Annotated in this window: 13 protein-coding genes; 7 read left to right on the top strand and 6 right to left on the bottom strand. The window is 67.9% G+C overall.

Annotation, left to right across the window (positions count from 1 at the left end):
• Positions 1-431 precede the first annotated feature (431 nt).
• Complete coding sequence (locus tag ABZU75_RS21360; protein WP_355556765.1) at positions 432-1,973, top strand: glycosyl hydrolase family 18 protein; 1,542 nt, start codon at positions 432-434, stop codon at positions 1,971-1,973.
• Positions 1,974-2,285: 312 nt separating this feature from the next.
• On the opposite strand, the gene ABZU75_RS21355 is transcribed toward ABZU75_RS21360, so the two are convergent.
• Positions 2,286-4,613 (bottom strand): AAA family ATPase, encoded by a 2,328-nt coding sequence (locus ABZU75_RS21355; protein ID WP_355556763.1) that lies wholly within the window; start codon positions 4,611-4,613, stop codon positions 2,286-2,288.
• A gap of 426 nt (positions 4,614-5,039) precedes the next feature.
• Between ABZU75_RS21355 and ABZU75_RS21350 the strand changes: the two genes are divergently transcribed.
• The 4 genes from ABZU75_RS21350 (at position 5,040) to ABZU75_RS21335 (ending at position 8,429) form a co-directional block, all read left to right on the top strand.
• On the top strand, positions 5,040-5,693 hold the full coding sequence (locus ABZU75_RS21350; protein WP_355556761.1) for an EF-hand domain-containing protein: 654 nt from the start codon (positions 5,040-5,042) through the stop codon (positions 5,691-5,693).
• 49 nt (positions 5,694-5,742) lie between these two features.
• Positions 5,743-6,828 carry an isocitrate/isopropylmalate family dehydrogenase gene (locus tag ABZU75_RS21345; protein WP_355556759.1) on the top strand — a complete coding sequence of 362 codons (1,086 nt, stop codon included), beginning with the start codon at positions 5,743-5,745 and terminating at the stop codon, positions 6,826-6,828.
• A gap of 126 nt (positions 6,829-6,954) precedes the next feature.
• Entirely contained in the window at positions 6,955-7,578 is a 624-nt protein-coding gene (locus ABZU75_RS21340; RefSeq protein WP_355556757.1) for an isochorismatase family cysteine hydrolase, read from the top strand.
• Positions 7,548-8,429, top strand: a complete 882-nt coding sequence (locus ABZU75_RS21335; RefSeq protein ID WP_355556754.1) for a class I SAM-dependent methyltransferase — start codon at positions 7,548-7,550, stop codon at positions 8,427-8,429. Before ABZU75_RS21340 ends, ABZU75_RS21335 begins: the two co-directional genes overlap by 31 nt.
• Positions 8,430-8,717: 288 nt before the next feature.
• Here ABZU75_RS21335 and ABZU75_RS21330 read toward each other — a convergent pair whose 3' ends face one another.
• The 4 genes from ABZU75_RS21330 to ABZU75_RS21315 all read right to left on the bottom strand — a co-directional run bounded on the left by ABZU75_RS21330 (position 8,718) and on the right by ABZU75_RS21315 (position 11,189).
• Entirely contained in the window at positions 8,718-9,347 is a 630-nt protein-coding gene (locus ABZU75_RS21330; RefSeq protein WP_355556752.1) for a hypothetical protein, read from the bottom strand.
• A gap of 144 nt (positions 9,348-9,491) precedes the next feature.
• Complete coding sequence (locus ABZU75_RS21325; RefSeq protein ID WP_355556750.1) at positions 9,492-9,776, bottom strand: hypothetical protein; 285 nt, start codon at positions 9,774-9,776, stop codon at positions 9,492-9,494.
• Between the two features lie 478 nt (positions 9,777-10,254).
• Entirely contained in the window at positions 10,255-10,629 is a 375-nt protein-coding gene (locus ABZU75_RS21320; RefSeq protein WP_350916715.1) for an ADP-ribosylation/crystallin J1, read from the bottom strand.
• Positions 10,630-10,751: 122 nt separating this feature from the next.
• Complete coding sequence (locus ABZU75_RS21315) at positions 10,752-11,189, bottom strand: MerR family transcriptional regulator (RefSeq protein WP_355556747.1); 438 nt, start codon at positions 11,187-11,189, stop codon at positions 10,752-10,754.
• 95 nt (positions 11,190-11,284) lie between these two features.
• Here ABZU75_RS21315 and ABZU75_RS21310 point away from each other — a divergent pair, with 95 nt between their 5' ends.
• Positions 11,285-12,334, top strand: a complete 1,050-nt coding sequence (locus ABZU75_RS21310) for an aldo/keto reductase (protein WP_355556744.1) — start codon at positions 11,285-11,287, stop codon at positions 12,332-12,334.
• 291 nt (positions 12,335-12,625) lie between these two features.
• Here ABZU75_RS21310 and ABZU75_RS21305 read toward each other — a convergent pair whose 3' ends face one another.
• Entirely contained in the window at positions 12,626-12,754 is a 129-nt protein-coding gene (locus ABZU75_RS21305) for a hypothetical protein (RefSeq protein WP_355556741.1), read from the bottom strand.
• Positions 12,755-13,077: 323 nt separating this feature from the next.
• Between ABZU75_RS21305 and ABZU75_RS21300 the strand changes: the two genes are divergently transcribed.
• Entirely contained in the window at positions 13,078-14,253 is a 1,176-nt protein-coding gene (locus tag ABZU75_RS21300) for a macrolide family glycosyltransferase (protein ID WP_355556738.1), read from the top strand.
• The last annotated feature ends 106 nt before the right edge of the window (positions 14,254-14,359 follow it).

Here is a 14,359-nt window from a genome sequence, read left to right as displayed (position 1 = left end):
ACCGAGCGTTCGCTGCTGACACCGACACCGGAACTGCAGATCTCCGACGCCGAACACGACACCCCGGAACTCCCCCAAACCGGCCGGCAGCTCCTCTGCGCAGGCCGCTACCCGCCGCGCGTTGGTCACCCTGCGACGCCTGGCCTGCCACTCGGCCTCGGCGAGCATGTCTTCATCGGGGTCAGCGCCTCGGTGAAGAACCGCGCCATAGCGAGCGTCACGGCGCCCGGCCCGCAGCCAACGTCGAGGAGTCGGCCCCGGCCGTCCAGGGCCGTGGCCAGTGCGCCGAGGCGCCCGCATCTGAGCCACCGTAGACAATTGGTAAGTTTCTTTACAATAATGAGGGACCGCGCACCCCCCATCATCGCGGCCGACAGTCCTGCGCCGCGCCCGCCAAAGCCCGGTCTCCGGGCTGGAGAAGGGTTATCCACATGACGCGAATACCGCGCCCGCTCGTGCTGGTCGTCTCATTACTGCTCGCGGCCCTGGGGGTCCTGGTCATCCAGACCTCGGCCCGCGCGGCCAACCTGCTCGCGAACCCGGGCTTCGAAACCGGTGCCCTGTCACCCTGGTCCTGCACCGGCGGCCTGGGGTCCGTGGTCGCCTCCCCCGCCCGCTCCGGCACGAAGGCGCTCGCCGGCGCCGCCAGCTCCTCCGATACCGCCCGGTGCAGCCAGTCCGTGTCAGTCCAGCCGAACACCGCCTACACGCTGACCGCCTGGGTCCGTGGCGGCTACGTGTACCTCGGCGTGAACGGCGGCGGCTCCACCTGGACCTCCTCGCCCTCGGCGTACAGCCAGCTCACGGTCCCCTTCACCACCGCGGCCAACCAGACCACCGCCGTGGTCTACCTGCACGGCTGGTACGGCCAGGGCACGTACTATGCCGACGACGTCAGCTTCGACGGTCCCGGAGCCACGCCCTCGCCCACTCCCACGACCTCGCCCACGGCCAGCCCCACGCCGACGGTCAGCCCCACGCCCACGGCCTCTCCCACCCCGACGCCGACGGGTGACACGACGTGCCCGGTGAAGTCGAAGCCCGCGGGGAAGGTCCTGCAAGGTTACTGGGAGAACTGGGACGGCGCGGTCAACGGCGTGCACCCGCCCTTCGGCTGGACGCCGATCACCGACCCCCGCATTCGCCAGCACGGCTACAACGTGATCAACGCGGCGTTCCCGGTCATCCGCTCCGACGGCACCGTGCTGTGGGAAGACGGCATGGACGCCACCGTCAAGGTCGCCACCCCGGCCGAGATGTGCCAGGCCAAGGCGGCAGGCGCGACGATACTGATGTCCATCGGCGGTGCGACCGCCGGCATCGATCTCAGCTCCAGCGCCGTCGCCGACCGTTTCGTCGCCACCGTCGTGCCGATCCTGAAGAAGTACAACTTCGACGGCATCGACATCGACATCGAGACCGGCCTCACCGGCAGCGGCAACATCAACCAGCTCTCCGCCTCCCAGGCCAACCTCATCCGCATCATCGACGGCGTGCTCGCCCAGATGCCGTCCAACTTCGGCCTGACCATGGCACCCGAGACGGCCTACGTCACCGGCGGCAGCGTGACCTACGGCTCGATCTGGGGCGCCTACCTGCCGATCATCAAGAAGTACGCGGACAACGGCCGCCTGTGGTGGCTGAACATGCAGTACTACAACGGCAGCATGTACGGCTGCGCCGGCGACTCCTACTCCGCCGGCACGGTGCAAGGCTTCGTCGCCCAGACCACCTGCCTGAACAACGGGCTGGTCATCCAGGGCACCACGATCAGGGTCCCCTACGACAAGCAGGTCCCCGGCCTGCCCGCCCAGCCTGGCGCCGGCGGCGGATACATGTCGCCCTCACTGGTCTCCCAGAGCTGGAACAGCTTCAGCGGCAACCTCAAGGGGCTGATGACCTGGTCCATCAACTGGGACGGCTCGAAGGGCTGGACCTTCGGTGACAACGTCAAGGCACTGCAGGGCCGCTAAGGTGCGCCGTCAAAAGGATCCAGGTCGTACGAGATCATGTCCGGGTGATTCGCCGTCATGAACTGACCGATGAGAGTTACTCCCGTCAGGGCGGCCGAGCCGCCCTGACGGGAGTAACGATCGCCGGGTGCTGAACGGCATCGCGTGGAAGATCCGTACCGGTTCGCCGTGGCAGGGCTGCGGTGAGACGGCGACGAGGCTCCCGGCCGGAACATCGGATCTTGGTCGACCGCCGTCTTACCCGGGGCCTTCTCTTATCGACCGGCACCCTCCGCGGACCTGCTGCGACCAGGGCCGTGGATGCCAAAAGCCTCAGTCCTCCGCGAACAGCCACGCGTCCAGCGCACGCGGCATGGCCGACGGCGGCGAAGGCTCCATGCTGTGCAGCACACCCAGCCGCCGGGTGGCACGGGTCAGGGCGACGTACAGGTCGTTGAGCCCGCGTGGCGACTCGGCGACGATCAGGCCCGGCTCGACCACCAGCACCTCGTCGAACTCCAGGCCCTTGGCCTGCCTGACGTTCAGCACGACGACGGGGCTGGGCGCACCGGGAGCCTCACCGACGGACGCTTCCGGCACTCCCGCCGCGATCGCGAGGCCGAGCGGTTCCAGCAGCGAGTCCGGCGTGATGACCGCCAGCCGCCGATCGGTCAGCCCGGCGGCCTCGATCGCGACGACCTCGATCAGCCGGTCGGTGAGTTCCTCCGGCGGCACGCGGAGCCCCCAGGGCTCGACACCGCTCTCCCGTACCGAGACGGGTGCCTCAAGGCCGGCGTCGATCTCCGCCAGCACATCGGCGGCGACTGCCATGATCTCAGCCGGCACCCGGTAGTTCCGGGTGAGGTTCTCAAGCCGCCAGCGCCCCTTGACGTAGGGGTCGAGCACCCGTCCCCACGACAGGGTGCCGGCCAGATCGCCGCTCTGCGCCGTGTCGCCGACGACGGTCATCGACTTGGCCGGGCATCTCCGCATCAGCAGCCGCCAGGCCATCTCCGACAACTCCTGCGCCTCGTCAACGATCACGTGGCCGAATGTCCAGGTCCGGTCGGCCGCCGCGCGCTCGGCCGAGGTGCGGTGGTCCGCCTCCTGGTGCCGCTCGGCGAGCGCCTCCGCGTCGACCAGGTCGTTGACCGTGAGCATCTCGGCCTCCTGGTCGTCCTCCAGGTCGGTGGCCCGCGAACCCATCGCGACGTCCAGCACCCCCTGAGCGTAGGAGACCCGCTCACGCCGTTCGTACTCCCTGAGGATCCGCTCCGCCCGGGTGTCCTCACCGAGCAGCTCGGCCGCCTCGTCCAGCAGCGGCACATCGGAAGGCGACCAGCCACCGCCGGGCTCCCGTAGCAGCAGCGCCCGATCCTCGGGGGGGAAACCCGGTGCCGCGGAGGCGATGCGATCCGGGGAGCCGAACAGATCCGTGAGCAGTCGCTGCGGCGTCAGGTCGGGCCACAGCTCATCGAGTGCGGCCAGGACCGCCTCGTCGGTGAGCATCTCCCGGCGGATGCTCTCCACCTGGTCGTCGTCCAGCAGGGGCTCACCGTCGAACGGATCGGTGCCGACGCGTTCGGCGTACTGCTCGGCGAGAGATCTGCTGATCTCCCGGACCACGAGCAGCCTGGCCGGGTTGTGCGGGGACAGAGAGCCCCGCGCCAGGTCGCGTGCCCGCTCGCAGGTCTGCCGGTCCAGGCGCAGCGTCTGTCTCTCGTACTCCACCTCCAGGTGGTCCTCCGGCACCCACTCGCGGTCGCGTACGGCGGCGGCGACCACCTCGGCCATCGCCGACCGGCCCTTCACCTCGGCGGTCTCGGGCGTCTCCTCCCGTTCCGCGGTCACCCCGGGATACAGCCCGCCGATGGTCGACAGGAGCACGCTCGTCTCGCCCAGCGCGGGAAGCACGTTCCCGATGTAGCGCAGGAACGTGGCGTTCGGTCCGATGACCAGCACCACCCGCCGTGCCAGCTGCCGCCGGCGGGTGTAGAGCAGGTAGGCCGCACGGTGCAGCGCCACTGCGGTCTTTCCCGTCCCCGGTCCCCCCTGCACGACGAGCACTCCGGTGTGCTCGGACCGGATGATGCGATCCTGCTCGGCCTGGATCGTCTGGACGATGTCGGTCATCCGGCCGGTCCGGCCGGCGTTCAGGGCGGCCAGCAGGGTGGCCTCGCCCGCCAGCCCCTCGTGCCTGGCCCCTGCCGCGGATTCGAGATCGAGCAGCTCGTCGTGGACCTCGATCACCGTGCGGTCGCGGTCCTTGATGTGCCGGCGCAGCCGGACGCCCTCCGACGTGACCGCGGTGGCGAGGTAGAACGGGCGGGCGGCCGGCGCCCGCCAGTCGATGAGCAGCGGGGTCGTGTCCCCGTCGTCCCCGGCATCGCCGAGCATGCCCATCCTGCCGATGTGGCGGCGCTCGCCGTCGAGCATGTCGAGCCGCCCGAAGCACAGGCCGTGCTCGGCCGCGTTGAGCCGGGCGAGGCGTTCGGCGTAGGCGGCGTGCGCGGCGTCCTTCTCGACACGTGCCTGGGCGTTGCCGCTGGACGTCGTGAGCACCTGGGTCAGCCGTCCGGTGACGTGTTCGCGGAGCTCGTCGAGGCGGCCGTACAGCATTGACACGTACTCCTGCTCCGCACGCAGCGCCTCGCTTGACAACAGAACTCCTCGTGATATAATTAACCGACAGATGTGTGTGTTCTGCATCATGGACGACCAGTAGCGTAGCTCTCGCCGGCACGCCCGTCCAACCTCTCCCGCGCTCGTCGCCGGGCAGTGGCTCTTCCTGCACCCATTCCGCGACCGCGCGAGGTCGGCCTCGAACGTCATCGCGGGTTCCGCGGACCGCTGCCGCCGATCGTCGACCCCTCCCCGGCCGCCCGGAGCAAACGCGCCGCCGACACGCGGACCACCCGCCACAGCCTCGATCGACCCGGCCCCGGACAGCTGAGCGCCATCACCAAACCCAGCGCTTACCGCATTTCACACCATCTATCTGGTGAACGACCGACCAGAGCAGTGACGCAAACAGCCTGAACAATTAGGCTATTTGATGTTTAATGGCAATTATTCTATTGGTCGCATTTGGCCTCTTTGGTCGCCAATCACGTCGCAAACATCCGGGTCATTGTCCGGCATGGTCGTGTACAGTCGGAGTCCTGTTTTCAGCCCTCATTGCGAGCGGCAGCCAAAGAAAGGCAACAGGAGATGCAGAAAGCAGCCATCGATCGGGTAAAGCTCATTTTCGCCCTGCTCGACGCGGACGGCACCGGCTACCTCGAAGCCGAGGACTTCGAACTCATGGCGACCCGCGTCATCGCGGCGGCCCCCGATTCCGACAACGCCACCAAAGCCGCCATGCTGGCTGCTTTCCGGCGCTATTGGACGACTCTCGCCGCCGAACTGGACGCCAACGACGACAACCGCATCAGCTTCGAGGAGTACACCGCCTGCGTCCTCTCCCCGGAGCGTTTCGACACGGCGATCACCGACTTCGCCGAGGCGCTGGCCGCGCTGGGCGACCCGGACGGCGACGGACTCATCGAGCGGCGTGTCTTCGTGGCGCTCATGACGGCCATCGGCTTCGAGCGCGCGAACATCGACGCCCTCTTCGACGCGTTCGGGCCATCGGACGCCGACCAGATCATGGTCTCGGTCTGGGCCGCCGGCATCAAGGACTACTACCACCCGGAGAAGACCGGAATTCCGGGCGATCACCTGGTCGGTGGGCCGATCTGATCGAAATCACGGCAGCCTGACATATCCGGCCTTCGACAGAGGAACACACGTGGAACCAGTCATCGGACTTGCCGTCGGCCGGGGAACGGGCCCCGAACTCGCGACGGTCTTCGAGCGGGTGCTGACCAGAGTCGCCGACGGGTATTCGGTCGAAATCAATGTCACCCGGTCGAAACGGGTTTACCACTCCTATTCCTCATTGAAGGCCGGCGCCGAAATCGAGCGGATCCGCGAACTCACCGGGGAGGACGCCGACCACTACGCGGAGTTCTGCCGCACGCGGGCCGCTCTCGGCGTCCCGGCCATCTTCCGCACGGCGATCAACGCCCAGTCGCTCTACCTGGTCCGCCAGCGTCTGCAGGCGGTGAAGGTCGACGCCATCGCCACCCCGGAGGCGTCACTGCTGCTGGTCCGGGACGAGGCCCAGGGCTTCTACACCGGGGAGAACAGCCACGCTCCAGGCACACTCATCCGCACCATGGCGTTCAGCCGGGAGATCACCGAGAAGGTCATCGCCTTCGCCGTCCGGCGTGCGCGGCGGCAGTGGCCGGACGGCGGAATCGACCAGATCGTCATGGCGTACAAGTTCCACCTGCTCGACGGAGCCCTCGACGAGTGGGTGGCCGAGAGCGCCGCGCGGCACGGCGTCGAGATCCGCCTGTTCCAGCCGGACACGGTGAACCGCAACCTGATCGAGCACGGCCCGCGCCCCCGCACGGTGATCATCGCGGGCAACGAGTGGGCCGACATCATGCACGTGGTCCTGCTGGACCGTTTCGGCGCCGAACGCCAGGAGAACCGCTGCACCGAGAACGTCTACCTGCACCCCGACGTGGCCGGGCTGGTCGAGTACCAGACCGTGCACGGCTCCGCCGACGACCTGACGGGAACGGACACGGTCAACCCGGTGGCGACCGTACGCGCCGCGGCGATGATCGCCGAACGGCACGCGGGCTGCGCCGGGGCGGTGCGGATGGTGGAGCGCGGCCTCGAATCACTCGGCCACCAGGGCATCGGCACCCCGGATCTGGGCGGACGGCACTCGACCACCGCCATGGTGGATGCGCTGCTCGACGTGCTGGAGCCCGCCGGACAGCCGGCCGTCAACGACCCCGGCCTGAAGGCTGGAGCTTGAAGTGCCGCATCGCGCACCGCCGGCTCCACATTGACCAGCCCCAGCCATCACGATGTGGAGGTGCAACCAGATGGCTACGTTGAACACACGCCGGCAGACCGGCTCCGGGGGGCTTCCTGAATTCACATGACCACCGCACTGGTCGTCGTGGACCTGCAGAACGACTTCTGTGTCGGGCCGACCGCCCGCGCCCGGTACTCCGGCGCCCCTGCGACCCTGGAGGCCGTCGCGACGAACACCGCGCTGGCCGTCGACCAGGCGCGGGCCCGCGGCATGGAGGTGGTCTTCGTCCGGTTCGTCGGCGACGCCGGACACCAGGGTCCGAGCTGGCGGCGCCGGGACCGCGTACAGAACAAGCCGCTCAAGTGCCTGGAAGGCTCGTGGGGTGCGGAGTTCCATCGGGTGTCACCCCTGCCGGAGGAGCGCGTCTTCACCAAGCAAGCGTGCTTCGACGCCTTCCTCAGCGCCGGGTTCGAGCAGCACCTCGTCCGTCGCGGCATCGGGCGGCTCGTGTTCGCGGGCCTGTACACCGACGTCTGCGTGGACTCCACCGCCCGGACCGCGTTCCAGAAGGGCTTCCACATCACGGTGCTGACCGACTGCACCACCAGCCGGCACCTGCCGGACGCGGACATCCTGCGCTTCATGGCCGTTCTCTACGGCGCCCACCTCACCAGCTATAACCACCCGTGGACGCCCTCAGCCGGAGAGGAGGACCCGTGCCAGGTGTCGAAGGCGGCGTCGGCCTGACCGCCCTCATGGTCGCCGCCGCGCGGGCGATCGAGACCCACCGGCCCGATGCCCTGGCCGGCGACGCCTACGCCGAGCACTTCGTACGCGCCGCCAAGGTGTCCGCGGCCTGGCCGGTCCGCCCGGCGGAGGTGCCGGACGGGGACGCCAACCCCCTGTGGGGCAGGCTGGGGCGCTATTTCGGCCTGCGCACCCGAGTCCTCGACGACTTCCTCATCCGCTCGGTCCACGCGGGCGCCCGGCAGGTCGTTCTGCTCGGCGCGGGCCTCGACACGCGGGCCTTCCGGCTCGGCTGGCCGCCGGACCGGGTCATCTACGAGATCGACCGCGACGGCGTCCTGGCGTTCAAACACCACGTGCTCGACGGCCTCGCCGCCATCCCGACGGCCACCCGCCGCCCGATCGCGGCCGATCTGCGCGACGACTGGACCCAGTCGCTGCTGAGCACGGGCTTCGACCCGGCGGTGCCGACCGCGTGGCTGGCCGAGGGCCTGCTGCTCTATCTCCCGCCGACCGCCGAGCGGCGTCTCATCGACACCCTGGACCACCTGAGCGCCGAGGGAAGCACCCTGGCCTTCGAGGTCAAGCTGGGGGTGGAGTCTCCTGAGGTCCGCGCCGGCCCCGTCTACGTCGCGACCAGGCAGCAGATCGGCGTCGACCTGCTCGCCCTGTTCGACGGGGAGCCGCGCCCCGACTCCGCCGGCCACCTGCGGGAGTTGGGCTGGTCCACCGCGACCCACACCCCCTTCGACTTCACCCGCCACCACGGCCGCGGCCCACGCCCTGAGCCGAACGACGCCCTGGCAAGCAACCGCTGGGTGTTCGCCAACAAACCCGGCATGTACCGCTGATCGGCTTCTCGGCGGTAACCGCCTGATGTCACACGCTGGTGTCTGGGCTACGGAGGGGCAACTCTCTTTTGATTCGGGGTGAGGAACGCCTCCGTACCGAGCTTGGGAACGGCCGTGGAGCCGGGACCTGCGGTGTGAGCCCCGGTCATAGCCACCGGCCCCGAGGTCAGGAAGGCAGGCGGCGACCAGGGAAGACCGGTGCCCCAGGTCACGCGGGAAGTCCGCACGTCGAAGGTGACGGGGTATGGCGCTGACGTGCTTCCCAAGGGATCGCCGTACCCGGGACTATCAGAATTCCTCAAGGAGTTCGGCGGCGGCCTTGGGATCCATGATGTTGGACCAGACCTGTTCAGCAGGCAGGAGGTCGCGTTCGGGCAGCGCGTATTCGGGGAACCAACCGTCTGCCTCGCAGCCGGGAACCCTACCCAGGATCATCGCAACCAGGTTGGCCGGGACGGAACCGGTGATGCGGATCGCCGCATAGGTTTCGTTACCGTGATCGGCGCGGACCTGGACACCGAGGCGGAAGCCGGAGAAGTCAGCGGCATGTTCGTGGCCGTCATGCAGGGATCCACGCGCGAGATCACGGATGGTGGAGTTGAGCCGCAGGGCGAATCTGGTAGCCGCTTCGAGCCGGTAGCGGTCATGGTCGTCACGGGTGGGCAGGAGATGCCCGCTGTAGGTGCCGGTAGCCAAGGCATTGTCATGCTCAGCGTTGTAACGGGCACGGGCCGCTTTTCCGCTGCTTTCCAGAGCGGTATAGAAGTCATCGTTGGAACCGTCTTCGCGAGTCCCCGCAGCGACCATCCATGTTGGGACCTCAGCGTCGGGATCATCGGTCCATACGGCTCCACGCCAGCGTTGCACCTTCACCTTGAACAGCACCACGTCATCGATAGCACGGATGCGCTCGTGCACGCTGCCGGGATCGGCGAACTGCTCGGAAGCCTTGTCCAGCAGCGGATGGCTGATCGTGTCCAGGGAGTCCGCCCGGATGGTACGGGCGACTTCAGGTCGTTGCGGAGGACACGCAGTGTGGGGCGGACACGATGCATGGAGATGTCATTCCTCCCAGTCGCCGGTGCCACCGAGTTCGTTGATGCGTTCGGGCGACAGGCCGGTGAGCAGGGACACATTGGAGGACAGGGAGCCGTCCAGGACCTTCATCGACTCGATCATCCCGCGGCGGATCTGTTCGCGCTGCTGGTCCAGGTAGACGCGGACGGCGGCGGCGACCAGGTCTTTCTTGGTCATCCCGAGGAAGTGGGCTCCCTGGGAGATCAGCTCGTCGGTTGCCGGGTCGACTTTCAGCGGTGATTGCCGCTTGGCCGGGTGAGGCATCGTCATGACTTCCCCCTTTCGCTTCCATGGTACCCAAGTACCTCAAGGTGAACAATCACCAGAGAACCAGCGAGTGGATGCCAGGTTGGCGTCTGAAGAAGATCCCGCACCGGCCGCATCTGATTGACGCCTCAACAGAACCGGCTCCTCTCTCAAGGTCGAAGAGCTGACATAAAGGGATTGCCTGGTGCGAACCTGACCGATGTCCTCGTGAAAGATGACATCCGGGATTCTCTCGGCTCCTCACGTCAATGCCTCCGCCATCTCGGGAGTCCGTGATCAGTCCCAGAAGCGGGTTCCAGCTCATTCGCCATGAGCTCGGAAAGGTCAGCGCGAGCCATCGGCAGAACCAGCTCTGCCTCGCTCAACAGCCGGTACGGCCCACACTCACCGAATCCCCGCTCGCCAACCGGATCGTCCAGAAACGACACCGGCACGCCGTTCTCACTCCCACACCGAGCAGGTGCGAGAACCGGAAGAAGTGTCACGATCCCGCCGCAGCCCGCCCGAACTCGTGGACGACCTCGATCACACCCACGATGTGGTCGTTGAACTCCGCCAACTCCTCGGCGGGCACCCACAACTCCAGGATGTCCCTGCCGCCCGCCTGCCGGACCGGATAGCGAGCGACGAAGTCACTGTCGACCTGGAACCGGGTGACGTAACCGACCCCGGAGTGCGGGACGTTCCAGTCTCGGGCGATCTTCACCGCGTACGCCTCGTTGAGCACCGGATAGAAGATCGGCTGCTCCGGCAGCCGCGGCGGCCACCTGCGCCACCCCGACCGGCGCACCAACTCCAACTCCTCCGGCCCGGTCGGCCTCCAGAGCGTGGTGAACCCCACCGGCCGCATCGACATGATCCCCTCCCTCTGGCGGCCATTCTCGTCGGACGAACCCAACGGAAGCGAACCGTTTCCTTAGCGGAGGTGTGCTCCTGATTCGTACTCCCACCCTCAACTCGCGGAGGTGACACACCGCGCTAATCCTGCTCTTGCTGCTCAGACAGTGACGACGCGTCGCATCCCTGCTGGGCGGGGCCATGTTCGAGGTGGTCTTCGTACACCCCGACCTTGAAGGTGATCAGGTCCAGGCACCGGGTCAGCTTGTCCATCTGGGCGAGCACGTGCTCCCGGTGCCGGCGCAGCAGCGCGAGCCGTTCTTCCTCGGTGCCGGAACCCTGCCTGACGAGGTCGGTGTACTGGCGGATCTCGGGGAGGGGCATGCCGGAGGCACGGAGAATGACGCAGAGCCGCAGCCACTCCACGTCGTCCTCGCTGTAGAGGCGACGTCTGCCGGGTCCACGGCCTACGGGATTGGCCAGGACGCCTTCACGCTCGTAGAAGCGCAGCGTATGCACGCTCAAACCGGTGCGTTCGGCGACCTGTCCGATGCTCAGATCCTGTTCGACTTTCGGCATGCCCTTCACCGTAGGGGCTTGCCCTAGGGCCGACTCTAGAACCTAGAGTACGCCGCATGATCACCCCGGCCCGCGACCACTAAGGGAGTTTGACCATGCACTACCGCGTTCTCGGTGGTACCGGCATCGAAGTGAGTGCCCACTGCCTCGGAACCATGATGTTCGGCGCTGTCGGCAACCCCGACCACGACGAGTGTGCCCGCATCATCCACGCAGCCCTCGATCAGGGGATCAACTTCGTCGACACCGCGGACATGTACTCGGCGGGCGAGTCGGAGGAGATCGTGGGAAAGGCGTTGCGCGGCCGTCGTGACGACGTCGTGCTCGCCACCAAGGTGCACTTCCAGATGGGCGAGGGCCCGAATCGCAGCGGTAACTCCCGGCGCTGGATCATCAAGGAGGTCGAGGAGAGCCTCAGGCGCCTGCGCACCGACTGGATCGACCTCTACCAGATTCATCGCCCCGACCACACGACCGACATCGAGGAGACGCTCGGCACGCTGAGCGACCTCGTGCACCAGGGCAAGATCCGCGCCTTCGGCTGCTCCACATTCCCGGCCGAGGAGATCGTCGAGGCGCATCACGTCGCCGAGCGCCGCGGCCTGCTGCGCTTCAGGACCGAGCAGCCGCCGTACTCGCTGCTGGCCAGGGGCATCGAGACCTCCGTGCTGCCGGTCTGCCAGCGGTTGGGAATGGGGGTGCTGACCTGGAGCCCGCTGGCCTCGGGCTTTCTGACCGGCAAGTACCGCAAAGGCCAGCCCATCGATCTCACCACCGGTCGTGCGGCACTGACACCGGCACGCTTCGATCCCTCGCTTCCGGTGAACGCCACCAAGCTGGACATCGTCGAACAGCTCGTGGAGGTCGCGGACGGCATCGGCTGCTCGCTGCCCGAACTGGCTGTGGCCTTCACCGTGGCACATCCCGGCGTCACCTCGGTGATCGTAGGGCCGCGAACGATGAACCAGCTGGAGGCGCTACTGAAGGGCGCCTCACTCATCCTCGACGACGCGACCCTTGACCGGATCGACGAAATCGTGCCGCCCGGGACCAACGCCTACCAGCCGGACGGTGCCTGGCGCCCGCCGGTGCTGGCCGACACCTCCCAACGCCGCCGCCCGCTCGCGAACCGTTCCGCGGCCTAAGGCCGATCCAGGCGCCGGGCGATCTGTCCCTCCAGCAGGTACGACAACCCGGTTCCGCTTCCGTCACGGGCAACCGCGTGGCGCCGTCCTCGTCCTTCCCGCTCGGCCAGACCTGCCCCGGCGCCAGTAGGTGCTCACCGCTCGGGCCGCCCAGCGGGGTCGCGTCATACGCGGCACGCCGGGCTCAGCTCCCGATGATCCGCTCGACCAGCTCGGGTACCCACTCGACGTACTCCACTTCCGGCCCACCGGCGTGGCGGGCGTAGAGGAACCGCCCGGTGGGGCTCGTGCTCATCGCGGTGGTGATCTCGGCGCCGTGCGCCTCCAGGGCGCGGACCTGCTCATCGAGGTCGGAGTCAAGACGCCGTCGAGGCCGTCGACGAAGCTGATGATCTCGTCCATGATCATGTACTCCAGCATGGCGTTAAAGTGCTTGTGGAGACTTTGCGGCTGAGATCGAGAGGCTTCGCCAGGGGGGCCATCCACGCGACAGGCGTGATGACCCCTTGTCACTGCCGGAAGAAGTCGTTGTAGGCACAAGCCGCGGCAATAATTCGGTTGGGCGAGGTGGGCGGGTAGGTTAGGCTCTCGCGCGTGATCTATTTCGTTCGCCTGCGCTCAGCCTGACACGGCGCGACCGCCGGGCCTGCCCGCCATCGGGCGGCCCCTTTTGAGCGACCCTGTCCTTCGGGTCTTCTCCTGCGCGCCGTCGGAACACCTCGTTCGAGAACCGACAGGACATCATGCGTACGCGCGAACACATCGCCATGATCGGCTGCACTGCGCCGAGTCACATCTATCCCTCGCTGGCCGTCATCACCGAACTCGTATCCCGTGGATACCGGGTGAGCTACGCGGTCGGTGAGGCCCTGACCGGGCTGGTGGAGCCCACCGGCGCCGAAATCGTCGCCCACCCCTCGCTGCTCCCGACCAGCGAGGCCGACTGGCCGGACGATCCGGCTTCGGCCATGCACGTCTTCCTCGACGAGGCGATCGCGGTGCTGCCGCACCTCATCGACCGCTACGACGACGACCGACCCGACCTCCTGCTCTATGACATCGGCGGGCTGCCCGCACCCGTGCTGGCCGCACGGTACGGCATCCCCGCCGTGCAGCTTTCCCCCACGCTCGTCGCGTGGGACGGCTACGAGCAGGATCTGGCCGAACACCTCGACGCGATGCGGACGTCGGAGTCGGGCGAGCGCTACTACACGGCGCTCACCGCCTGGCTCCGCGACAACGGCATCGAGCGGGACGCCTGGGACTGGCAGTCACACCCTGACCACGCCCTCTCCCTGATCCCTCGCGCGATGCAGCCCAACGCCGACCGGGTGCCGTCGAACGTCCGGTTCGTGGGGCCGTGCCTTTCTCCCCAGCGGCTGGCGGACACCGGTTGGACGCCGCCCGGCGATGACAGGCGGGTGCTGCTCGTCTCGTTCGGCACCACCTTCAACGACAAGCTCGACATCTACCGGGCGTGTCTCGAAGGTTTCGCCGGTTCGGACTGGCACGTGGTACTCGCGGTGGGCGCGAACGTCGATCCCGCGGATCTCGGCCCGCTCCCGGACGGCTTCGAGGTGCATCGCACCGTGCCGCAGCTGGCCGTACTGGCCGAGGCCTCGGCGTTCATCACCCACGCGGGAATGGGCGGATGCGTCGAGTCGCTGTGGTTCGGCGTGCCGACCGTGGCGATCCCCCAGGCCGTGGACCAGTTCGGCAACGCGGCCATGCTCGAACAACTCGGTGTCGGAAGGCATCTGCCCACCGAGGAGGTCACATCGGCGACCTTGCGCTCCACGGTCGAGGAGGTCGCGGGATCAGCGGAGGTGGCCGCCCGCCTGGCGGAGATCCGTGCGACCGTACGGGCTGACGGCGGCGTCGACCGCGCCGCGCAAGCGGTGGAGTCGTTCCTGAGCTGAGCCCTCGTCCTCGCGGGGCAGGCCCCCTGCCCCCCCGGGCCCGGGGGCCGCCGGGGCGGGGGGCCCGGGCCGGTTATCAGCCGCACACCGCCGCAAGGTGCGGCAG

Source organism: Streptosporangium sp. NPDC005286, from assembly GCF_040607515.1.
Taxonomy (GTDB): Bacteria; Actinomycetota; Actinomycetes; order Streptosporangiales; family Streptosporangiaceae; genus Streptosporangium.
This window is presented reverse-complemented; position numbering and strand designations above follow the sequence as displayed.